Annotated in this window: 18 protein-coding genes; 10 read left to right on the top strand and 8 right to left on the bottom strand. The window is 67.7% G+C overall.

Going from position 1 to position 19,514, the window contains the following annotated elements; genetic code table 11:
• Window positions 1-49 precede the first annotated feature (49 nt).
• Entirely contained in the window at window positions 50-844 is a 795-nt protein-coding gene (locus tag N0K08_RS13780) for a 3-hydroxybutyrate dehydrogenase (RefSeq protein ID WP_261500966.1), read from the top strand.
• A 480-nt stretch (window positions 845-1,324) separates the two neighbouring features.
• Here N0K08_RS13780 and N0K08_RS13775 read toward each other — a convergent pair whose 3' ends face one another.
• Window positions 1,325-2,032: an SIMPL domain-containing protein gene (locus N0K08_RS13775; RefSeq protein ID WP_261500965.1), complete on the bottom strand. Its 708-nt coding sequence runs from the start codon at window positions 2,030-2,032 to the stop codon at window positions 1,325-1,327.
• A gap of 217 nt (window positions 2,033-2,249) precedes the next feature.
• On the opposite strand from N0K08_RS13775, the gene ompR reads away from it, so the two are divergent.
• Both ompR and N0K08_RS13765 read left to right on the top strand, forming a co-directional pair.
• Window positions 2,250-2,981, top strand: a complete 732-nt coding sequence (ompR, locus tag N0K08_RS13770) for an osmolarity response regulator transcription factor OmpR (RefSeq protein WP_261500964.1) — start codon at window positions 2,250-2,252, stop codon at window positions 2,979-2,981.
• Between the two features lie 57 nt (window positions 2,982-3,038).
• Window positions 3,039-4,529, top strand: a complete 1,491-nt coding sequence (locus tag N0K08_RS13765; protein WP_261500963.1) for a sensor histidine kinase — start codon at window positions 3,039-3,041, stop codon at window positions 4,527-4,529.
• Here the strand turns inward: N0K08_RS13765 and ispF are convergent.
• Together ispF and N0K08_RS13755 are read right to left on the bottom strand one after the other, a co-directional pair.
• Window positions 4,489-5,004 (bottom strand): 2-C-methyl-D-erythritol 2,4-cyclodiphosphate synthase, encoded by a 516-nt coding sequence (ispF, locus tag N0K08_RS13760; RefSeq protein ID WP_261500962.1) that lies wholly within the window; start codon window positions 5,002-5,004, stop codon window positions 4,489-4,491. The two genes, N0K08_RS13765 and ispF, sit on opposite strands and share 41 nt — an antisense overlap.
• A 36-nt stretch (window positions 5,005-5,040) precedes the next feature.
• On the bottom strand, window positions 5,041-5,829 hold the full coding sequence (locus tag N0K08_RS13755) for an IspD/TarI family cytidylyltransferase (protein ID WP_261500961.1): 789 nt from the start codon (window positions 5,827-5,829) through the stop codon (window positions 5,041-5,043).
• Window positions 5,830-5,913: 84 nt separating this feature from the next.
• On the opposite strand from N0K08_RS13755, the gene mfd reads away from it, so the two are divergent.
• The 7 genes from mfd (at window position 5,914) to N0K08_RS13720 (ending at window position 15,560) form a co-directional block, all read left to right on the top strand.
• The gene (mfd, locus tag N0K08_RS13750; RefSeq protein ID WP_261500960.1) at window positions 5,914-9,414 is read left to right on the top strand and encodes a transcription-repair coupling factor; all 3,501 of its coding nucleotides are present in this window, start codon (window positions 5,914-5,916) and stop codon (window positions 9,412-9,414) included.
• 97 nt (window positions 9,415-9,511) lie between these two features.
• Window positions 9,512-9,682: a hypothetical protein gene (locus N0K08_RS13745; RefSeq protein WP_261500959.1), complete on the top strand. Its 171-nt coding sequence runs from the start codon at window positions 9,512-9,514 to the stop codon at window positions 9,680-9,682.
• Between the two features lie 99 nt (window positions 9,683-9,781).
• The gene (serB, locus tag N0K08_RS13740) at window positions 9,782-10,495 is read left to right on the top strand and encodes a phosphoserine phosphatase SerB (protein ID WP_261500958.1); all 714 of its coding nucleotides are present in this window, start codon (window positions 9,782-9,784) and stop codon (window positions 10,493-10,495) included.
• A gap of 216 nt (window positions 10,496-10,711) precedes the next feature.
• Window positions 10,712-11,203 carry an ABC transporter substrate-binding protein gene (locus N0K08_RS13735; protein WP_408642954.1) on the top strand — a complete coding sequence of 164 codons (492 nt, stop codon included), beginning with the start codon at window positions 10,712-10,714 and terminating at the stop codon, window positions 11,201-11,203.
• Between the two features lie 121 nt (window positions 11,204-11,324).
• Window positions 11,325-11,690: a DUF2946 family protein gene (locus tag N0K08_RS13730; protein WP_261500956.1), complete on the top strand. Its 366-nt coding sequence runs from the start codon at window positions 11,325-11,327 to the stop codon at window positions 11,688-11,690.
• A gap of 187 nt (window positions 11,691-11,877) precedes the next feature.
• Window positions 11,878-14,055 (top strand): TonB-dependent receptor, encoded by a 2,178-nt coding sequence (locus N0K08_RS13725; RefSeq protein WP_261500955.1) that lies wholly within the window; start codon window positions 11,878-11,880, stop codon window positions 14,053-14,055.
• Between the two features lie 2 nt (window positions 14,056-14,057).
• Window positions 14,058-15,560, top strand: a complete 1,503-nt coding sequence (locus N0K08_RS13720; protein ID WP_261500954.1) for a PepSY domain-containing protein — start codon at window positions 14,058-14,060, stop codon at window positions 15,558-15,560.
• Here the strand turns inward: N0K08_RS13720 and N0K08_RS13715 are convergent.
• Genes N0K08_RS13715 through N0K08_RS13695 form a run of 5 tightly spaced genes read right to left on the bottom strand, consistent with a single transcriptional unit; the run spans window position 15,557 to window position 19,508 of the window.
• On the bottom strand, window positions 15,557-15,781 hold the full coding sequence (locus N0K08_RS13715) for a DUF3820 family protein (RefSeq protein ID WP_261500953.1): 225 nt from the start codon (window positions 15,779-15,781) through the stop codon (window positions 15,557-15,559). The two genes, N0K08_RS13720 and N0K08_RS13715, sit on opposite strands and share 4 nt — an antisense overlap.
• A gap of 10 nt (window positions 15,782-15,791) precedes the next feature.
• Window positions 15,792-16,820 carry an LLM class flavin-dependent oxidoreductase gene (locus tag N0K08_RS13710; protein ID WP_261500952.1) on the bottom strand — a complete coding sequence of 343 codons (1,029 nt, stop codon included), beginning with the start codon at window positions 16,818-16,820 and terminating at the stop codon, window positions 15,792-15,794.
• The gene (locus tag N0K08_RS13705) at window positions 16,817-17,578 is read right to left on the bottom strand and encodes an ABC transporter ATP-binding protein (RefSeq protein WP_261500951.1); all 762 of its coding nucleotides are present in this window, start codon (window positions 17,576-17,578) and stop codon (window positions 16,817-16,819) included. The genes N0K08_RS13710 and N0K08_RS13705 overlap by 4 nt, the downstream gene beginning before the upstream one ends.
• The gene (locus tag N0K08_RS13700; protein ID WP_261500950.1) at window positions 17,575-18,582 is read right to left on the bottom strand and encodes a FecCD family ABC transporter permease; all 1,008 of its coding nucleotides are present in this window, start codon (window positions 18,580-18,582) and stop codon (window positions 17,575-17,577) included. The genes N0K08_RS13705 and N0K08_RS13700 overlap by 4 nt, the downstream gene beginning before the upstream one ends.
• Window positions 18,579-19,508 (bottom strand): ABC transporter substrate-binding protein, encoded by a 930-nt coding sequence (locus N0K08_RS13695; protein WP_261500949.1) that lies wholly within the window; start codon window positions 19,506-19,508, stop codon window positions 18,579-18,581. The genes N0K08_RS13700 and N0K08_RS13695 overlap by 4 nt, the downstream gene beginning before the upstream one ends.
• Between the last annotated feature and the right edge of the window lie 6 nt (window positions 19,509-19,514).

Below are 19,514 nucleotides of genomic sequence, written 5' to 3'. Positions count from 1 at the left end.
CACGGTTCGATAATGCTCGCTAGCATCGTAATTCATTCGGAGACCTTCCATGCTGAAAGGCAAAACTGCTCTTGTCACTGGTTCCACCAGCGGCATCGGCCTGGGCATCGCCAAGGCCCTCGCTCAACAGGGCGCGAATATCGTGCTCAACGGTTTTGGAGATGTCGACGGGCCGCGCGCCGAAGTCCAGGCCGCGGGCCACGCGACCGGCGCCAAGGTCGCCTATCACGGTGCCGACATGGCGCGGGTGGCCGACATCGAGGACATGATCGACTACAGCGTGCGCAATTTCGGCCAGATCGACATTCTGGTGAACAACGCCGGCATTCAGCACGTTGCGCCCATCGAGGACTTTGCGCCCGAACGCTGGGACGCCATCCTGGCCATCAACCTGTCGAGCGCCTTTCACACCACGCGTCTGGTGTTGCCGGCCATGCAGGCGGCCGATGGCGGCAAGGGCTGGGGCCGGATCATCAACGTCGCGTCGGTGCACGGCCTCGTCGGCTCGGCGCAGAAGTCGGCCTATGTCGCGGCCAAGCACGGCCTGGTCGGACTGACCAAGGTCTGCGCACTGGAAAACGCCACCACCGGCATCACCTGCAACGCCATCTGTCCCGGCTGGGTGCTCACGCCCCTGGTGCAAAAACAGGTCGACGCCAAGGCCGCCGAACAAGGCATCAGCGTCGCGGAGGCCACGCGCCGCTTGCTGTCCGAAAAAGAACCTTCGCTGCAGTTCACCACGCCCGAAGAGCTCGGCGGCCTGGCGGTGTTCTTCTGCTCGCCTGCGGCGGCCAATGTGCGCGGAGTGGCCTGGAATATGGATGGGGGCTGGGCGGCGCAGTAGGCTTGCGCCTGTTGCCTGCTTTAGGCGGCATGCCGTTGCCGCGGGCAGGGGCCGGGTCTCGGCCCGGCAGCCGACTTCATTTTCTTGCTCGCACAAGAAAACGAAGCAAAAGAATGCGCCCCTGCTTCCTGCGTCCCTGCGCTTCGCTCCGGGCAACCTGTCGTGCTCGGTCACGGGCTGCACCGCGGAACTCGCTTCGCGCCTACGGCGCTACGCTCGAACAACCGCGGCGAGTCAGATCACGAAGCCTCCGTGTCCTTCGGCACTCCGGCCAGCCCGCGCCCTGTGCGCGCCAGGCGCATCCACAAGGGGTGGGACGGGATAGCTTCTTTATGGCATCGGCAGCGCGTGCCCTGCGGAGGGCATCGGTAAACACCTCAGAGCGTCCGAAAGGACCACACCCGCCGCCGCCGGGCCGCCCCAAGGCGGCGGACGGCCCCCTGGGGGGCAGCGGCTACGCGAAGCGAGCAAGCGTGGGGGCTATTTCACCATCTGCACCGAACCCGAGACATTCACCACCACCTGTGCCTTGCCGGCCTCGACGGGGATGGGCGCAGCCGCGGCGTCGGCACTCATGCCCTTGGCCATCATGCTCATGCGCGGGGCAAAAGCCATGTCGTTGCTGTTCACCGAGACTTCGCGCACGGTGTATTGCGCAAAGCCGAAGGCCTGAGCGAGTTCCTTGGCCTTGGACTGGAAGCGGCCTATGGCCTCGGACTGGGCCTGGCCTTCGACTTTTTCGCGGGCTTCGCGCGACAGGCCGAAGCCGGTCTGGCTCACCGGCATGCCGTCGATTTGCGCAACCGTGCGCGTGATGCGGTCAAAGTCACGCCCCTGCAGGATCAACTCGGCCCGGCCCTGCCAGCCGGTCACCTTGCCGTCCTTGTTGTTGCGCGGGTAGATGCCGAAGCTGCCCGTGCGCACGTCCAGCTGCCCGGGCTGGGCCTGCCGCTTGGCGGTGGTCAAGGCCTGGTCCAGCACCTTCTGCAGCTGCGACTGCACGCTGGCCGCATCGCTGCCTTCGCGCGTGGCGGCCAGGGTCATTACCAGCAGGTCCTGGGTCACTTCCACGGTCCCCGTGCTGGACAGCTGGAGCACATTGAGCAGCGGCGGCGTCGTTTGCGCTCCGGCCACGGAAGCCCCGGCGCACAGCGCGCCGACCACAATCCATTGGGACAATTTCTTCATGCGTTCTCCTGATGGGGGAAATACCCGCCGCCGTATGGCTGCAGGCCTGCGGCCTACCTTAGCATCCGACATCGTCAGCTTCTGTAAGCCAAGAGGATACGACCTCGGCGGCACGGCAACACTTGTAACATTTAGTCAAAGTTTGACCCCAAAGCCGTATTTTTGGCTTCAAGATGGTCAGAATGGGCTCTGTTACAAATAGGACCGAGGACCAAAAATGGCCACACAGACCAACCGCACCGACAAGATTTTGGTCGTCGATGATGACGCGCGTATCCGTGATCTGCTGCGCCGCTACCTCACGCAGGAAGGCTTCGAGATCATGATCGCCGAAGACGGCAAGGCGCTCAACCGCATTTTGCTGCGTGAAACCGTCGACCTGATCGTGCTGGACTTGATGATGCCTGGCGAAGACGGCTTGTCGATCTGCCGGCGCCTGCGCGCGGCCAACGACCGCACGCCCATCATCATGCTCACCGCCAAGGGCGAGGATGTAGACCGCATCGTAGGCCTCGAAGTGGGCGCCGATGACTACCTGGGCAAGCCCTTCAACCCACGCGAACTGCTGGCACGCATCCACGCCGTGCTGCGCCGCCGACCACCGCAGGAAGCGCCGGGCGCACCTTCGGGCGACAACGAAATCGTCAGCTTCGGCCCTTTCAGCTTCGACCTGGGCACGCGCGTGCTGCAGAAGAATGGCGAAGAGCTGCCGCTGACCACGGGCGAGTTCGCCATGCTCAAGGCCTTGGTGCGCCATCCGCGCCAGCCGCTGTCGCGCGAAAAGCTGGCCTTGCTGGCACGCGGTCGCGAATTCGAGCCTTTCGACCGCAGCCTTGATGTGCAGGTCTCGCGTCTGCGCAAGCTGATCGAGGAAGACCCGGCCGCCCCGCGCTACATCCAGACGGTCTGGGGGGTGGGCTATGTCTTCGTGCCGGACGGCAATGGCTAAGATTTTCACTCTGGCCCGGACCTTCCACCGCTGCTGCCGCCTGGCGCTATTTTCTCGATGAACGTTTCCTCTGCCCCAGCGCCTGACGCCACCAGTCCGGCGCCCCTGGACTATCCGACCACGCGCAGCGGTGCGCGGTCGCGCCTGAACCTGAACCTGTTCTGGCGCACTTTCTGTCTGCTGGCGCTGCTGCTGATCGGCTCCATCCTGGCCTGGCTGCAAACCCTGCGCGCCTTCGAATTCGAGCCGCGCACCTTGCATACAGCGCAGCAGGTGGCCTCGCTGGTCAACTTGAGCCGCGCCGCCCTGGTCCACGCCGACGGGATTGCGCGCGTGTCGCTGATCAAGACCATGGCCGACCAGGAAGGCGTGCGCATCCTGCCGCGCGAGCCGAACGACAAGTTCGAGTTGCTGGAGCAAGGCGCGCTGGGCACGCGGCTCAACGCGGAACTCACGGCGCGTCTAGGGCCGGGCACCATCGTGGCGCGCAGCGTCAATGGCGAGGCCGGCCTGTGGGTGGGTTTCACCATCAATGGCGACCCCAACTGGCTGTTGATGGACCGCTCGCGCTTCAGTCCGGCAGGAGGGCGTACCTGGCTGGTCTGGCTGATCACGGCCGGGGCCTTGTCGCTGGCCGGCGCGGCCGTGATTGCCCGCCTCATCAACCAGCCGCTCAAGCAGCTGAGCTATGCGGCCAATCGCGTGCGCGATGGCGATTTCGACGCCAGCCGGCTGGATGAGGAGGCCGTGACCAGCGAGATCCGCGAAGTCAATATCGGCTTCAACCGCATGGCCCAGAAACTCTCCAAGCTGGAGCAGGACCGGGCGGTGATGCTGGCTGGTATTTCGCACGATCTGCGCACTCCGCTGGCGCGGCTGCGGCTGGAAACCGAAATGAGCGTGGCCGACGACGTGGCGCGCGACCACATGGTCGCCGACATCGTTCAGCTCGACGCGACCATCGACAAGTTCCTCGACTACGCGCGCCCCGACCATGTCACGCTGACCACCGTCAACCTGCATGCCGTGGTGTCGTCCTGCGTCTATGCGGTGCAGGACCACCGCGAACTGCAGATCAGCATGAACGTGCCCGAAGGCCTGTACGTGCTGGCCGACGAAGTGGAGCTGGCGCGCGTGATCTCGAATCTGCTGGAGAACGCGCGGCGTTACGGCAAGAGCCCGGACACCGACACCACCCAGGTCGAAGTCTCGGCCAAGGACCGCGAGCATTGGGTGGTGATACGCATCCGCGACCATGGCCGCGGCGTACCGCCCGAGCAGCTGGCCCGCCTGACCCAGCCCTTCTTCCGCGGCGATTCAGCGCGCACGGCCGCAGCCGGCGCAGGCCTGGGCCTGTCCATCGTGGACAAGGCGGTGCAGCGCATGGGCGGCGTGTTCGCCCTGTCGAACGCATCGTCGGGCGGACTGGCCGCCCACATCCAACTGCAGCGCGCCACCAGCCTGCCCGACGGCAAGGACCCGGAGCAACGCCTGCAGCGTCCGCAGATCAAGCGCCAGCTGCCTCCGCGCGCACCGCAGCGGGCTTGAACAGCAGCACCACCGCCCGGGCCTCCATGGCCTGGAGCTGACCGACCGGGCCCATTTTCTCGGCCGTCTTGGCCTTGACATTGACCTGGTCGGCATCCAGCCCCAGCGCCTGCGCGATGCGCGCGCACATGGCGGGAATATGCGGCGCGAGCTTGGGCGCCTGGGCAATCACCGTGCTGTCGATGTTGCCGATTTCCAGGCCCGTGGCGCGCACGCGCCGCGCGGCCTCGACCAGCAACTGCACGGAATCGGCACCCTTGAACTGCGCATCGGTATCCGGAAAATGCCGTCCGATATCGCCCAGCGCCGCGCCGCCCAGCAGCGCATCGGTGATGGCGTGCAGCAGCACGTCGGCATCCGAATGCCCCAGCAAGCCCATGCTGTGGGGCACTTCCACGCCACCGATCACCAGCTTGCGGCCGGGCACCAGGGCATGCACATCCCAGCCTTCACCGATACGAAATTGAATAGACATGGTTGACTCGACTCCGCAAAGCACTTGAAAAGCCGATTATCCGATGCGCTCGCGCTCGCGCGACTCGATCACGGCCGCGGCAAGCGCAAAGTCCTCGGGATAAGTGACCTTGAAATTCTGCGCGCCGCCCACGACCAGGCGCGGCTGCAGGCCCTGGGCCTCGATGGCGCTGGCTTCGTCGGTGGCAGCCGCGCCCATGGCCTGCAGCGCCAGCCGCAAAGGCCCGAGGCGGAACATCTGCGGCGTCTGGGCCAGCCATTTGTCGCTGCGCGGCAGCGTTGCGGCGACACGCGCCACGCCTTCCACCACGGCGGCCGACTTGAGAGTATCGGCCAGCGGCTGGGCCAGCAGGCCGCCCACGGGATCATCCAGGCAGGCGTCGATCAGGCGGTCGACCATGGCCGGCGTGAGCAGGCAGCGCGCCGCGTCGTGCACCAGCACCCAGTCGAACTCCTGCGCGCCCTGGGCCGTCAATGCGTCCAGGCCGCCGAGCACGGTGTCGGCGCGCGTCGCTCCGCCGCAGGCCGCGACCTGCCAGGCACCCGGCAAGGTCTGGAAAAAGCGGTCGCCCGCGCTCACTCCCACCAGCGTGCCCGACAGCCGCGCCACGCCGGCCAGCGCCGCCAGCGTGTGCAGCACCAGCGGCCGGCCGGCCACGCTCTGGTATTGCTTGGGCAGATCGGGCTGCTGGCCCGCGGCGATCGCCCGCGCGCCCACGCCGGCGCAGGGCACGAAAGCCCACAACCGCGGCCCTGCCGCAAGCTCCGAGGCAAGACAAGCAGATACTGCAGATGGGGCTATCGGAGGCGCAATGGAATCGTTCATGGGCGTCATTCTAGAATTGCTGCTTCCGGCTTGACCGGCGCCAAGCCTATTGAGACCACATCTTCGGCGCCAACCACTTACCGCATGGAACTGCCCAAACTCACCCCCGGCAAACGATTCACCCTCCCCCGCCCCGTGGGCAGCGCCGATGCGCTGCTGCTGGCCCGTGTGGGAGCCCGCGAAAAGGCCGCTGGTCGCGTGACGGCCATCGTCACCGCCGATGCCGGCGATGCCCAGCGGCTGATGGAAGAGCTGGCCTTCTTCGCGCCGGAGTTGCGCTGCGCACTGTTTCCCGACTGGGAAACCCTGCCCTACGACACGTTTTCCCCGCACCAGGACCTGATCAGCGAGCGCCTGGCCACGCTGTGGCGCATCAGCCAGAACGACCATGCGACCGGCGCCGACGTGGTGCTGGTGCCCGCCACCACGGCCTTGTACCGGCTCGCGCCGCCGAGCTTTCTGGCCGGCTACACCTTCCACTTCAAGGTGCGGCAAAAGCTCGACGAAGCCAAGCTCAAGGCCCAGCTCACGCTGGCCGGCTATTCCCATGTCTCGCAGGTGGTGAGCCACGGCGAGTACGCGGTGCGCGGCGGCCTGATCGACCTGTTCCCCATGGGTTCGGCCGTGCCTTACCGGGTGGATCTGTTCGACAACGAAATCGACTCCATCCGCACCTTCGACCCCGACACCCAGCGCAGCCTCTACCCCGTGCCCGAAGTGCGCCTGCTGCCCGGGCGCGAGTTCCCCATGGACGACGACGCGCGCGCGCTGTTTCGCAGCCGCTGGCGCGAACTGCTCGAAGGCGACCCGACGCGCAGCCGGGTCTACAAGGACATGGGCAATGGCGTGGCCACGGCCGGCATCGAGTACTACCTGCCGCTGTTCTTCGAGGAGTCGGCCACGGTCTTCGACTACCTGGGAGAGCAGGCCACCGTGGTGCTGCACGGCGATCTGGAACCGGCCTTCCAGCGCTTCTGGCAGGACACCAAGGACCGCTACCGCCTGGTGCAGGGCGACCCCGAGCGCCCGGCCCTGCCGCCCGAGTCGCTGTTCCTCAGCGCCGAGCAGTTCTATCTGCGTGCCAAGCCCTATGCGCAGCTGGCCGTGCGCCCGCCCGCCGAAGGCGCGGCCGAAGCCAGCGCCGAGGCGAGCGATTTCCAGACCCTGGAAGACCTGTCCGTGGTGCGCGGCGCCGACGACCCGCTGTCACGCCTGCACGCCCATATTCGCCAGACGCCCCAGCGCGTGCTGCTGCTGGCCGAAAGTGACGGCCGGCGCGAAAGCCTGCTGGACTTCTTCCGCGCGTCGCAGCTCAACCCGCCGGCCTTCGACTCGCTGGCCGAGTTCCAGGCCGACACGACGGAAAAAGTCGGCATCGCCACGGCCCCGCTGGCCACCGGCTTTCGCTGGGCGACGCAAGGCATTGATTTCGTCACCGAAACCGAGCTGTTCGCGGCCGGGCCGACCACGCGCCGGCGCAAGAAGCAGGAACAGGTCAGCGATGTCGAAGCGCTGATCAAGGACTTGTCCGAGCTCAAGATCGGCGACCCGGTGGTGCACAGCCAGCATGGCATAGGCCGCTACCAGGGCCTGATCAACATGGACGTGGGCCAGCAAAATCCCGACGGCAGTCCCGCGCTGCAGGAATTCCTGCACCTGGCCTACGCCGGCGATGCCGTGCTGTATGTGCCCGTGAGCCAGCTGCAGCTGATCAGCCGCTACACCGGCATGTCGCCCGAAGACGCTCCGCTGCACAAGCTGGGCGGCAACCAGTGGGAAAAGGCCAAGCGCAAGGCCGCCGAACAGGTGCGCGACTCGGCCGCCGAGCTGCTCAACATCTACGCCCGCCGCGCGGCGCGCCAAGGCCATGCCTTCCGCTACAGCCCGCAGGACTACGAGACCTTCGCCAACGATTTCGGCTTCGAGGAAACGCCCGACCAGAAGGCCGCGATCCACGCCGTGATCCAGGACATGATCAGCCCCCAGCCCATGGACCGACTGGTCTGTGGCGACGTGGGCTTCGGCAAGACCGAAGTCGCGCTGCGCGCGGCCTTCGTGGCCGTCACGGGCGGCAAGCAGGTGGCGCTGCTCGCGCCCACCACGCTGCTCGCCGAGCAGCACTACCGCACGCTGGTCGACCGCTTCGCCAAATGGCCCATCCGGGTCGCCGAAGTCTCGCGCTTTCGCTCGGGCAAGGAAATCACCGCAGCCGTCAAAGGCATTGCCGACGGCACGGTGGACATCGTGGTCGGCACGCACAAGCTGCTGTCGGAATCCACGCAGTTCCACAACCTGGGCCTGTTGATCATCGACGAGGAACACCGTTTCGGCGTGCGCCACAAGGAGCAGATGAAGGCGCTGCGCGCCGAAGTCGATGTGCTGACGCTCACCGCCACGCCCATTCCGCGCACCATGGGCATGGCGCTCGAAGGCCTGCGCGATCTGAGCGTGATCGCCACCGCGCCCCAGCGCCGCCTGGCGATCAAGACCTTCGTGCGCAACGAAGGCACGGGCGTGATCCGCGAAGCCGTGCTGCGCGAACTCAAGCGCGGCGGCCAGTGCTACTTCCTGCACAACGAAGTCGAGACCATAGAGAACCGGCGCCAGAAGCTCGAGGAAATCCTGCCCGAAGCGCGCATTGCCGTGGCCCACGGCCAGATGCCCGAGCGCGAGCTCGAGCGCGTGATGCGCGACTTCGTCGCCCAGCGCTACAACATCCTGCTGTGTTCGACCATCATCGAGACCGGCATCGACGTGCCCAGCGCCAACACCATTCTGATCAGCCGCGCCGACAAGTTCGGCCTGGCCCAGCTGCACCAGCTGCGCGGACGCGTGGGCCGCAGCCACCACCAGGCCTATGCCTATCTGATGGTGCCCGACATCGAAAGCCTGACCAAGCAGGCCCAGCAGCGGCTCGACGCCATCCAGCAGATGGAAGAGCTGGGCAGCGGCTTCTACCTGGCCATGCACGATCTGGAAATCCGCGGCGCGGGCGAAGTGCTGGGCGAAAACCAGAGCGGCAACATGATGGAAGTCGGCTTTCAGCTGTACAACGAAATGCTGTCCGAAGCCGTGCGCTCGCTCAAGGAAGGCAAGGAGCCCGACCTGCTGTCGCCGCTGTCGGTGGCCACCGACATCAATCTGCATGCACCGGCCCTGCTGCCCGACAGCTATTGCGGCGACGTGCACCTGCGCCTGTCGTTCTACAAGAAGCTGGCCACGGCCAAGTCCACCGACCAGATCGACAACCTGCTGGAAGAAATCGTCGACCGTTTCGGCAAGCTGCCGCCCCAGGCGCAGACGCTGATCGACGTGCACCGCCTGCGCGTGCTGAGCCAGCCCTATGGCGTGGTGAAGGTCGATGCGGCGCCCGGCGTGATCCACATCAGCTTCAAGCCCCAGCCGCCTATCGACCCGATGAACATCATCAGCCTGATCCAGAAGAACAAGCACATCAAGCTGGCCGGCAACGAGAAGCTGCGCATAGAACGCGCCCTGCCCGACCCCATGGCCCGCGCCCAATTGGTGCGCGACGTGCTCAAAAGCCTGGGCCAGCCGCTCAAGGCCGAGACGCTGGCGGCTTAAGCGCAGGGCCCTGGGCCTCGGGGCCCGCACATGGCACAGAGCTTGCTAGATCCTTTACAGGCAAATCGCCTGTTTCTGATCTCTTGCGGAGCTGACCATGCTGCTTCAACGCCTGATTCCCGCCCTCGCCTACGCTGTGGCCAGCCTGGCGGTGGCTGCGCTTACGCTGACCTTGGATTGGCATGCCGAGCAGGAGGAAAGCCGGGCCGGCGCCGCGGGCCAGATCGGCACGCCGGTCGCAGCCCCGACTTCGCCCGGCGTCCGGTAAACCACCCGCCTGCAAAAGCGCCGGCCGGGGGGATAATGCAGGCCCAGCTCCCCTGCCTGCGCGCAGGGGCTCTTTTTTTATCCCCTTCCTCCGCCCCACATGAGCGCCGCTACCGAATTTGCCCCTGGCCTGATGGTCCAGCGCACCCCCGCCCCTTTGCTGCTGAGCGATTACAAACTCATCGCTTTCGACATGGATTCGACGCTGATCACCATCGAGTGCGTCGATGAGATCGCCGACGCCACGGGCAAGAAGGCCGAAGTCGCGGCCATCACCGAAGCCACCATGCGCGGCGAGATCACCGACTTCAAGGAAAGCCTGCGCCAGCGCGTGGCCTTGCTCCAGGGCGTGACCGAGGCCGACATGGCCCAGGTGCGCGACGAGCGCCTGCAACTTTCGCCGGGCGCGCAAACCCTGGTCCAGGCCTGCCAGCGGGCCGGCCTCAAGGTGCTGCTGGTCTCGGGCGGCTTCACCTACTTTGCCGAGTACGTGCGCGGTCTGCTGAACATCGACTTCGTGCGCGCCAACATGCTGGCCATGGACAAGGGCGTGCTCACCGGCAAGCTGATCGAACAGCCCTGGGGCGAGATCTGCGACGGCGCGGAAAAGCGCCGCACGCTGCTGGAAGTGGCCTCGCTGCTGGGCATCGCGCCCGCGCAGTGCATTGCCGTGGGCGATGGCTCCAACGACCTGCCCATGATGGGCGCCGCCGGCCTGTCGGTGGCCTTCCACGCCAAGCCCCGCGTGCGCGCCGAAGCCCAGATCGCGATCAACCAGGGCGGCCTCGACCGGCTGCTGGAAATCCTGCGCTGAGCGCTGGGCCAAGGTCTTTAGCTTGGCCCCTAGAATAAACAAGCACCCGCACAAAAACGACTTATTCCACGCGGGCGCCCTGCGCCACCTTGCGCGCCTGGGCTTCTCGCCCCGGCCGCGCTTGCATTCTGGCGCAGTCCCCCCATGTAGAGACGGTGAACCCAATGGCCTGACTGCTGCGCGCAGCAGGCCTGGCGCCCGCATGGGTCACACTTTTTGTCGACTTTTCATTTGGAATTTCTTGTGAACATCTCTTACCGCACCACTGCCTCCGTGCTTGCTTTGACCTTTGCTGCGCTGCTCGCGCCTAGCCTGGCCCATGCAAAGCGCATGGGTGGCGGCAAGTCCGTTCGCCCGGCCAGCATCGGCAAGCCAGCAGCAGCTCCCGCAGCCAAGCCCGCCGCGCCTGCAGCGGCAGCCGCTCCCGCTGCCGCCCCTGCAGCAGCAGCCGCCCCCGCGGCCGCTGCACCCGCTGCTGCTGCCGCTCCGGCCCGTGGCCCAGGCATGATGGGCACGCTGGGCGCTGCCGCAGTCGGCGCCGTTGCCGGCAGCATGGTGGGCAACGCCATTGCCGGCCCTTCGGGCGACAAGGCCGCCGAAGCCAAGGCTGCTGAAGCCAAGGCCGCCGAAACCGAAGCGGCCGAGCTGCAGAAAAAGGCCGATGCCGCCAAGGCCAAGGCAGAAGCCGCGCGCGCCGCGGTCAAGTAAGCCATCCAGTCCGGGCCTGTCCCGGCCCTGGTTGACCCACGCAACGGAGCCCCAGGGCTCCGTTGTTGTTTGTAGGCAGATTCGCACATGCTGCCCGGGCAGCGCGCCATAATGTGCCGTCATGCAAATCCTGCGCAACTCCATCTCCCTGGCCCGTCTGGTCATGGTGTGGTTCGCCCTGACGCTGGGAATCGCCGTGGCTTCGCCCTTCGTGAGTCCGCAGACCATGGAAATGATCTGCTCGGCCAGCGGCGGCATGAAGATGATCGTCGTGGGCGACGACGGCCAGCAGGTCACAGCCAACGGACAGCACAGCCTGGACTGCCCGCTGTGCCTGAGCGCCAATGCGCCGCCGCCGCAGCAGACGGCGCAACTCTTCGCCCAGCCGCAACCGCTGGGCCGGGCGCTGCAGCCCGTAGTCTCTGCGCGCATCGCCGCCCTTGTCGGCGCGCCGCTGCCGCCCCGCGGCCCCCCCACGCGCGCCTGAGCCCCCGCCGGCTCCGTCCCTGCTGACCTTGCCTGGCCACGCGCACGCGTGCCTGGCGTGCCGTCGCTGCACCCCGCAGCGCGAACCTCCCCCTTCGATCCCCTACTACCCCATGGCCCATGGCCAAGGCCGGCCATGCGGCACTGCCGCGCGGCCAGCGCTTTCGCCCCGTGAAAACAAGAATTCCATGACGCAGCTTTTTTCGCCCCATCGCCGCCAGCCCCTGGCTACCGCCCTGTCCGCCGCCCTCGCCACTGTTGCCTTCGCTGCGCAGGCACAGGACTCCCCGGCCTCCCTGCCCACGGTCGAAGTGCAAGGCGCCGCGCCCCAGGCCAACGGCCTGCTGCCCCTGGACACGCCCGCCGCCACCGCCAGCCGCCTGGGCCTGACGCCGCGCGAAACGCCGGCCAGCGTCACCGTGGTGGACCGCGCCACCATGGAAGCGCGCGGTGCCCAAAGCACCCAGGACATCCTGCAGGCCATTCCCGGCGTCACGGCCCACAGCGTGCCCGGCAACATCGGCGTGAGCTACCGGGGGTTCAGCGCCAGCTCGCTCAGCCAACTGTTCAACGGCATCAACGTCCAGTACAGCATCGCCGCGCGCCCCGTGGACAGCTGGATTTACGACCGGGTGGAAGCCATAGGCGGGGCCTCGAGTTTTCTGTACGGCGCGGGCGGCGTCGGCGGCACGATCAACTACATCACCAAGCTCCCCGAGCGCCACGATTTCTCCGAAGCCCAGCTGCGCCTGGGCAGCCATGGCCTCAAGGAGGCGTCCGTGGGCTTGAACCGCCGCATCGCCGCGGACAGCGCCAACGCGCATTTCCTGCGGCTGGATCTGAACCACAAGGACGCGGACAGCTGGACCGAAGGCACGCGCAGCCGCGCGACCCAGCTGGCCGCCTCGCTGCTGTCGGACCTGGGCAACGGCTTCACCCATACGCTGGCCTATGAGTACCAGAACGAAAACGTGGACCGCCCCTACTGGGGCACGCCCCTGCTCAACCCGGCCAAGGGGACGCTGCGCATCGACGAAGACACGCGCTTCAAGAACTACAACAGCGCCGACGGCCTGTACGCCCAGCGCGTGCAGTGGCTGCGCTCTATCAGCGACTGGCGCGTGAACGACGCGCTGCAGTTCAAGAACACTTTCTACGCCTACGATGCCTTGCGCGACTACCGCAACGTCGAGAGCTACCGCTTCAACGCCAACAACAGCGCCGTCATCCGCTCGGCCGCCTTCCTGCAGCGCCACGACCAGCAGCTGATCGGCAACCGCATGGAAGCCACGCAGCAGGGACAGCTCTTCGGGCGGCGCAGCGACTGGGCCTTCGGCCTGGATGTGAGCCTCAACCGCCAGACCCGCTTTCCCAACAGCCTGCCGGCCACGGTGAGCACGGTGAACCCCTATGCCTTCCGCACGGAGAACTTCTTCGACATTCCCGGCATGGCGCCCGGCTTCAACCCCGACCGCGACAACCGCATCGTCACCACGGCGTTGTACGCGGAAAACCGCACGGCCATCGCGCCTTCGCTGCAACTGCTCACGGCGCTGCGCCATGAACGCATTGCGCTGGAGTTGACCAACCGCCGCGAAGTCACCGCCGCCAGCCCCGCCACGTTCGAGCGCAGCTACCACCCGACCACGGGCCGCATCGGCCTGGTCTGGGACTTCGCGCCGGGCGCCAACCTTTATGCCCAGTACGCGACGGCGGCCGACCCACCGTCGGGCGTGCTCTCCACGGCCTCGTTCGCCGATGTGCGCAACAACAGCGCGCTGACCACCGGCCGCCAGATCGAAGTCGGCAGCAAGCTGGACTTCTGGAGCGGCAAGGGCACGGCCACCGTGGCGGCCTACCGCATCACGCGCAAGAACATCGCCACGCAGGACCCGCAGAACTCCACCCTCACCGTGCTCGTGGGCGAGCAATCGTCCCAGGGCCTGGAGCTGGCCCTGGGCCTGCAGCCCACGCGCGCCTGGTCCCTGCAGGGCAATGTCAGCTTCGTGCGCGCCCGCTATGACAACTTCCGCCAAGGCGGCGTATCGCTGGCCGGCAGCACGCCGACCAACACCCCCGCCTTGGTCGCCAACCTCTGGACCTCGTACGCCTTCTCGCCCGCCTGGCAGGCCAGCGCCGGCCTGCGCCATGTCGGCAAGGTCTATGCCGACGCCGCCAACACACAGAACTGGCCCGCCTACACGCTGCTCGACCTGGGCCTGAGCTACCAGGTCCAGCGCAATGTGTCGGTGGTGGCGCGGGTGCGCAACGCCACGAACCGGCTGTACGCGTCCAACGTCACCAGCACCATGGCTTATCTCGGTGCGGCGCGCACCGCCGATCTCACGCTACGCGTGACTTATTGATGATGCGCTTTCACCCTAAACGCTGGCTGTACCTGGCCCACCGCTGGCTGGGCATCGCCCTGTGCGCTTTCTTTGCCATGTGGTTCTTCTCGGGCATGGTGATGATGTACGTGGGCTACCCCAAGCTCACGCCCGCCGAGCGGCTGCAGCACCTGCCGCCCCTGGCCGCCACGGCGCCGCTGCTGGGTCCGGCCCAGGCGCTGGACCGGGCAGGCATCAGCGGCCCGCTCAAGGAGCTGCGCCTGGCCGCGGCCAGCGGTGGACGTGCGGTCTACTTCGTCACGCCCTCGGCCACGAAAGGCAGCCGCGCAACGGTCATCGATGCCACCAGCGGCGAGCGCCTGCCTCCGGTGGACGCCGCCTGGGCGCTGGCCAGCGCCGCCGCCTATGGGGGCAGCGGTGCGGATCCGCTCTATCTCGGCAGTCTGGACGAAGACGCCTTCACCCATTCGCGCGGGCTGGACGCCCACCGTCCGCTGCACCGCGTGGAGTTGCCGGATGCCGACAAGACCTGGCTGTACATCTCCGGCCAGACCGGCGAAGTGGTGCGCGACGCCACGCGCAGCGAACGGCTCTGGAATTACGCCGGCGCCTGGATCCACTGGCTCTACCCGTTTCGCGGCAATGCGCTCGATGCCTATTGGAGCGACATCGTCAACGCCCTGTCCATCGCCGGCATTGCCGTCGCGCTGGCGGGCACCGCCGTCGGGCTGCTGCGCTGGCGTTTCACGCGCACCTACCGCAGCGGCTCGCGCTCGCCCTATGCGGGCGGCAGCATGCTGCGCTGGCACCATGTCACGGGCCTGTTGTTCGCGCTGGTCACCATCACCTGGATCTTCAGCGGCCTGATGTCCATGAACCCCTGGCGCATTTTCGACAGCGGAGCGCCACCGCTGCAGACCAGCGCCCTGCAAGGCGGACCGCTGGTCTTCGGCGTGCAGGACGCCACGCCCCAGGCGCTGATCACCGCGGCAGGAGGATCCGTGCGCGAGCTGCGCTGGGCCCCCGTGCTCGGCAAGACCACCGCGTTCGCGCAAATCGGCAGCGGCCAGCCCATGCTGCTCGACGGCCGCACCGCCCAGCCGCTGGCCCTGGCCCCGCAAACCCTGGGGGCCGCGGCCGCACGTCTGCTGCCCTACCCCGTGGCGCGCATGGAAACGCTGCTCGATTACGACCTGTATTACTACGCCCGCGAAGCCCACAGCATGATGGGCGGCAGCGACAGGCCGCTGCCGATCTGGCGCATCGTGTTCGACGATCCCCATGCGACCTGGGTCCATCTGGACCCGCACACGGGCAGCGTGCTCGGCCGGCTGGACAGCCGCCAGCGCACCAAGCGCTGGCTGTTCGCCATGCTGCACAGCTGGGACTGGCTGCCCTTGCTGGAGCGGCGCCCGCTGTGGGATATCACGCTGCTGACGCTGAGCCTGGGCGGCCTGGCCTTGAGCGCGACCGGCGTGGTCATGGGCTGGCGGCGTTTGCGGCGCCCGGCCCGCAAGGCTTAGGCCTGCGGCGGCGACCTGCGCAGTGGATCGAGCAAGTGCGACAAGCCGTTGTGATCGAGCTCGTACATCAGCGCCAGCAGGCGCCCCAGATCGCCGCGCGGAAAGCCTTCGCGCGCCATCCACATCAGGTAGTTGCCGGGCAGGTCGGCAATGCAGCGGCCCGCGTATTTGCCGTAAGGCATTTGCACGCTCAACAGGCGCTGGAGTTGTTCTGAGTCCATGCCGGCATTGTCAGGCATGCAGCGGTGTGCGGACTTCCTGGTGCAAGGCCGGCAGGACTTCCTGGGCAAACAGCGCCATCGCGGTCAGCGCCGCGCCGTTGCTCCACAGGCCGTTGGCATTGAAGATGCAGCGCAGGCTGCCGATGCCGGTGTCTGCCTGCAACTGGCGAATCTGCGCATGGCATTGTTCTGGCGTGCCGTGGATGAATTGCTCGCGCAGCACCTTTTGCCTATCGATGGGCGGCACGTCGGCCGCGGCCACACCGCGCTTGGCGGCAAAGTGGACACGGCGCGCGTAAAGCTTTTCCCAGAGCGCATCGAGCTGCTGCGCGACCTGCGCTTCGTTGGCGCCGATGCAGACATAGCGCGCGAGCGACGAACGCGCCAGCAGCGCCTGGGCGTCGCCGCCTTGCTGCCGGGCAACGCTTGCAAGGCGCTCCAATTGCGCGCTTTCCGGCGGCTCCAGGCTCAGCAGCAAGGGCAGGTTTTCGGCCAGCGCAAAGCCCAGGGTTTCCGGTGTCGAGCCCGCGACGTAGATCGGCGGATGCGGGCGCTGCACGGGCAGCGACATCAATTTTCGCGAGGCAAAATTCCACAGTTCCCCCGTCGACGCCACCGTCTCGCCGCGCAAGGCATCGCGCAGAATGCGCGCGCCCTGCTCGAAACGCTCGCGCGTGCTGGCCGGGTCGATTTCCAGGCATTCCAATGACGCCGGCTCCGTGCCGCGGCCTATGCCTACGTCGATACGGCCACCGCTTTGGAAATCCAGCTGCGCGATTTCCTCGGCCAGCATCAGCGGATGGTGCAAGGGCAGCACCAGCACCGCCGTCCCCACGCGCAAGCGCTCGGTGCGCGCCAGCAGCGCCGCCGCGAACAGCAAGGGCGAGGGATACTGCCAGTCGGTCTGCGGCAGGCGGAATTCACTGAACCACACGCCGTCAAAGCCCCAGCGGTCCGCGTTCTCGAAAATCGCGCTGAACGCCTTGGGATCGCCGGCCATGGCTTCACGCGTCCAGCCGGCAATGTCGATACGCATCATGTCGCTGTCTCCTGTGGCCTGCTGCGCGCGCGCAGCAAGATGTGGGGCGGCGCGGCAATGCGCTCGAAGTGCACGCCGAAAATTTCGTCGAGCTGGGGCTGGTGCAGTAGTTGCGCCGGACTGCCATCCATGGCCACGCGGCCGCCATGCATGACGATCACGCGATCGAAGCGCTCGAACGCCAGGTCCAGATCGTGCATCGCCACCACCACCAGTCTGTCCCGTCCGCGCAGCGCCAGCGCCTGCACCAGCGCCAGGCGGTGCTGCACGTCGAGTGCCGCGCCCGGCTCGTCGGCCAGCAGCACGGGCGGATCGGCGGCCAGCACCGCGGCCAGCATGCCTCGCGCGCGCTCGCCGCCCGAAAGCGTGCTCCAGCGCCGCGGGCCCAGGGTCTGCAGATCGGCCTGTGCCAGCACCTGCTCAGCCGATCCCAGGCCCGGCACGCGCATGCGCACCAGGTCTTCCAGCGTCACGTCCCAATGGGGCTCGAAGCGCTGGGGCATATAGCCGATGCGCAGTGCCCGCTCGCGCACGCTGAAGGCCTGCAACGGCCGGCCCTGCAGCGACACGGCGCCGTGGTCGGCTGCCATCTGCCCGGCCAGCAGGTTCAGCAAGGTGGACTTGCCCGCGCCGTTGGGCCCGATCAGCGCCACCGCGCCGCGTGCCGGCAGCGCCAGGGAAATGCCGTCCAGCAGGCGCCGGCCTTGGCGCGCCAGCGAAAGATCGACAGCGCCCAGCATGACGTTGTTGTCGCTCATGCGCGGCCTGCGTAGGCGCGCAGGCGGCGCGCCAGCAGCAGGATGAAGAACGGCCCGCCGGCCACGGCCGTGACCAGGCCCAGCGGCACTTCGGCCGGCGGCAGCACACTGCGCGCGATGGCATCCGCCAGCGTCACCACGATCGCCCCGGCCAGCGCGCTGGTCGGCAGCACCCAGCGGTGCAGCGGGCCCACCCACCAGCGCGCGATGTGCGGCGCGGCCAGCCCCACGAAAGCCACCAGCCCGCCGTAGGCCACGGCCACCGCGACCACCAGCGAGCCCAGCAGCACGGCGCGCGGCACGAAGCGCGCCACATCCAGGCCAAACGACTGGGCCGTGGAGTCGCCCAGCCCCAGCAGGTCCAGGCCGCGCGCAATCGTCTGCGTGCCCAGCATGCAGGCCAGCGTGATCAAGGCCAGCCAGCCCAGGCCGCTCCAGGTCGGCGTCTGGATGCCGCCCAGCACCCAGCTCATGACGACTTGCAGGCTCACGGTTTCGTCGGACAGCGCCAGCATCAGAAACGAGCGGATCGCGCCCAGCATGGCGGCCATGGCCACGCCCGCCAGCAGCATGCCCGATGCATCGAGCGCGCCGGCGACGCGCGCCACGCCCAGCACCAGCACCGTCGAGCCCCAGGCGCCGCCAAAGGCCAGCACCGGCAGCAGCCAGGACTGCGGCAGCCCCAGGGGCACCAGCAGCGCAATCGTCGCGCCCAAGGCCGCGCCGCCCGAAGCGCCGAGCAGATAGGGCTCGGCCAGCGGGTTGCGAAAGACGCCCTGGAACACGGCGCCGGACAGCCCCAGCAGCGCGCCCACGCAGGCCGCGGCAAACACGCGCGGCATGCGCCACTCCCACAGCAGGCGGCTGCGCAGCGTGTCGCGCTCGGTGATCGCGGCCCAGATGTCCGCCGGCGAGGCCCATTGGTGGCCGGCACAGACGCCCAGCAGAATGCTCAAGCCCAGCACCGCGAATGCAGGCCACCAGATTTTTCCAGAGGGATTCATCCCTGCCCTTTCTGCGTGATCCAGCGCGCCAGGGATTCGATGCCATCGAAAGTGCGCGGACCGGGAATCAGGAATTCGGAACGCGACACGGTGATCGCGCGGCCTGCCCGCACGGCGCGCATGTCGCGCCAGCCGGGACGGCCTGTGAGCTCATCGAGCGCGGCCTGCGTGCCCGCGAACAGCAGCACATCGGGGTCGGCCGCCAGCGCCGCCTCCGGCGAGACCTGGGCCAACGTGCCGATGTCGGCCATGGCGTGGCGGGCGCCGGCGCGCACGATGGCTTCGCTGGTATAGGTGCCGGGGCGCGCGACCAGCAGCATGCCGTTGCCCATGCGCCCGGTGATCATCAGGCTGCGCGGCGCGATCCGGCCTTCCATCTGCCGGTCCACGGCCCGCAGGCGCTGCGCCAGCGAAGCCGCCAGCGCCTTGCCGCGCGCCTCCACCCCCGCGGCCTGCGCGACCCGCAGCACGTTGTCCATCACTTCCTCCAGGCTGCGGCTGAGCAGCACCATGACCGGCACGCCTATGCGCTCCATCGGGTCCACCAGCTGGTTCGCGGCCTGGCGCGCGGGCGTGACGATGACCAGATCCGGGCGCAGCGCGACCACCGCATCCACCGAAAAACCCAGGCGCCCGCCGACCTTGGGCAGCGCGGCAGCCTGCGCGGGAAAGCGCGTGTACTCCTCCACGCCCACGATGCGCTCCAGCAAACCCAGCGATGCCACCAGCTCGGTGTTGGACGAAAAAATCGTCACGATGCGCTGCGCCGGCCGGCTCAGCACGACGGGGCGATCCAGGGCATCGCGCAGCGCTATGGGCGCGGCCGCGCGCGCGCCGGGCAGCAGCGTGGCCAAAGCCAGGCCCCCACCGGCGCGCACCAAGCCGCGCCGTGGGAGCATGGGGAAGCTGCCGCCTAGTGGGCGCATGGTCGC

The sequence above is a fragment of the Acidovorax bellezanensis genome (assembly GCF_025421555.1).
Taxonomy (GTDB): domain Bacteria; phylum Pseudomonadota; class Gammaproteobacteria; order Burkholderiales; family Burkholderiaceae_C; genus Comamonas; species Comamonas bellezanensis.
Note: the sequence above shows the minus strand (reverse complement) of the source record. Positions and strands in the feature narration are given on the sequence as shown.

Coding starts and splice junctions, on each gene's coding strand:
- N0K08_RS13780 (WP_261500966.1), top strand. CDS start 50: ATGCTGAAAGGCAAAACTGCTCTTGTCACTGGTTCCACCAGCGGCATC.
- N0K08_RS13775 (WP_261500965.1), bottom strand. CDS start 2,032: ATGAAGAAATTGTCCCAATGGATTGTGGTCGGCGCGCTGTGCGCCGGG.
- ompR (WP_261500964.1), top strand. CDS start 2,250: ATGGCCACACAGACCAACCGCACCGACAAGATTTTGGTCGTCGATGAT.
- N0K08_RS13765 (WP_261500963.1), top strand. CDS start 3,039: ATGAACGTTTCCTCTGCCCCAGCGCCTGACGCCACCAGTCCGGCGCCC.
- ispF (WP_261500962.1), bottom strand. CDS start 5,004: ATGTCTATTCAATTTCGTATCGGTGAAGGCTGGGATGTGCATGCCCTG.
- N0K08_RS13755 (WP_261500961.1), bottom strand. CDS start 5,829: ATGAACGATTCCATTGCGCCTCCGATAGCCCCATCTGCAGTATCTGCT.
- mfd (WP_261500960.1), top strand. CDS start 5,914: ATGGAACTGCCCAAACTCACCCCCGGCAAACGATTCACCCTCCCCCGC.
- N0K08_RS13745 (WP_261500959.1), top strand. CDS start 9,512: ATGCTGCTTCAACGCCTGATTCCCGCCCTCGCCTACGCTGTGGCCAGC.
- serB (WP_261500958.1), top strand. CDS start 9,782: ATGAGCGCCGCTACCGAATTTGCCCCTGGCCTGATGGTCCAGCGCACC.
- N0K08_RS13730 (WP_261500956.1), top strand. CDS start 11,325: ATGCAAATCCTGCGCAACTCCATCTCCCTGGCCCGTCTGGTCATGGTG.
- N0K08_RS13725 (WP_261500955.1), top strand. CDS start 11,878: ATGACGCAGCTTTTTTCGCCCCATCGCCGCCAGCCCCTGGCTACCGCC.
- N0K08_RS13720 (WP_261500954.1), top strand. CDS start 14,058: ATGCGCTTTCACCCTAAACGCTGGCTGTACCTGGCCCACCGCTGGCTG.
- N0K08_RS13715 (WP_261500953.1), bottom strand. CDS start 15,781: ATGGACTCAGAACAACTCCAGCGCCTGTTGAGCGTGCAAATGCCTTAC.
- N0K08_RS13710 (WP_261500952.1), bottom strand. CDS start 16,820: ATGATGCGTATCGACATTGCCGGCTGGACGCGTGAAGCCATGGCCGGC.
- N0K08_RS13705 (WP_261500951.1), bottom strand. CDS start 17,578: ATGAGCGACAACAACGTCATGCTGGGCGCTGTCGATCTTTCGCTGGCG.
- N0K08_RS13700 (WP_261500950.1), bottom strand. CDS start 18,582: ATGAATCCCTCTGGAAAAATCTGGTGGCCTGCATTCGCGGTGCTGGGC.
- N0K08_RS13695 (WP_261500949.1), bottom strand. CDS start 19,508: ATGCGCCCACTAGGCGGCAGCTTCCCCATGCTCCCACGGCGCGGCTTG.